General features: G+C 38.9%; 1 protein-coding gene. It reads left to right on the forward strand.

Annotated features, from left to right (window positions below; genetic code table 11):
* Positions 1-118: 118 nt before the first annotated feature.
* Positions 119-1,449 (forward strand): IS3 family transposase gene (locus tag Q7A53_RS21670; protein ID WP_411791295.1). Its coding sequence is split into 2 segments (ribosomal slippage): positions 119-491 and positions 491-1,449, totalling 1,332 coding nucleotides; the frame shifts between segments, so codons are not numbered across the junction.
* Positions 1,450-1,490: the final 41 nt, after the last annotated feature.

Consider the following 1,490-nt stretch of genomic DNA (forward strand, 5'->3'; position numbering starts at 1 on the left):
TGAACTATAACCCGAATAATGGACACTTATAAAAAAGTGCCCCGTTATTCGGGTTATTTCTGTTTTAAGAAATAAATCCCGTTTATAATTAAATCAAGTTCATGAACGGAGTGTGACTATGAGTAATCATTATTATTCAAATTTTGAGTTGAAGCAGCTTGAGGAAAACCCTAATGTTCTTCGTGTATCCGATCGTTCTATTACCTATCATCCCCTCTTCAAGAAAGCGGCGATCCAGGAATATAAAAAGGGTAAATTTCCAAGCCAAATCTTTGAGGAGCACGGCTTTGATTTGAAAGTGATTGGGAAGGAACAACCCAAACGATGCTTAAAACGATGGCGAGAGACTTTTAACAGGTATGGAGACTTAGGTCTTGAAGGAGAACGAAGAGGGAAAGGAAGTCTAGGTAGACCTTCTTCGAAAGAGCTCTCTGCGGAAGAAAAGTTAAAGAAAGCTGAAACTCGTATTAAGTACTTAGAGGCAGAAAATGAATTTCTAAAAAAGCTAGAGGAACTGGAAAGGCAGGCGTTGAAGAAGAAACGGAAATAGCTCCTTCTGAAGTTTATCAGCTGATTGAACATATCATCCGTAAATATTCCTTAAGGAGTATGGTCTCTTACTTATGTGAATTTACAGGAGTGAGTCGAAGTGGATATTATGCGTGGATAAAGAGTGAGACAGAAAGACAGATAAGAGATAACAACGACGAAAAAGATATGGAAATGATTCGATTGATCTTTACACAAAACCATGAAAAAGTAGGAGCCCTCCAAATCAAAATGATCCTTGAAAATGATTACGGAGTCACCATGAACCATAAGAAAATCCGAAGGTTGATGAAGAAATTTGGTCTAGTGGCAAAGATCAGACAAGCGAAGCCCTATAAACAAATGTTGAAAGCCACCCAAGAGCACAGAACATGTCCCAATCACCTCCAACGGGAATTCAAACAACAGGAACCTGGATTAGTCTTTTTGACAGATATCACCTACACTTATTACGGGAAAGGACAAAAAGCTTACCTTTCCTGCGTAAAAGATAGTACGACTAACGAGATTATTACTCACCATTTATCGACGACCTTAGAAATGGACCTTGTTTACCAAACATTAGAGAAACTCGAAGAAGCCGTTGGATGTTTTCATCCAGAAGCTATGATCCATTCGGATCAAGGGTTTCACTATACCCATCCCCAATTTCAATCCAGAGTGAAAGAAGCTGGTCTGCGTCAGTCAATGTCCAGAAAGGGAAACTGTTGGGATAACGCACCTATGGAATCATTCTTTGGTCATTTTAAAGATATGGTAGATCACAAATCATGTGAGAGCTTTGCCCAACTTAAAGAAGAAGTGAGCCATTATATAACTAAGTATAATAACGAGAGGTATCAATGGAAATTAAATAAGATGACCCCGGTGCAATACCGAGGTCATCTACTAACCGCTTAAGGCTCTTTTTATAAATTGTCCAAATAACGGGGGACAGTTCA

It is taken from the genome of Halobacillus rhizosphaerae (assembly GCF_046719735.1).
In the GTDB taxonomy this organism is placed as follows: Bacteria; Bacillota; Bacilli; order Bacillales; family Halobacillaceae; genus Halobacillus_B; species Halobacillus_B rhizosphaerae.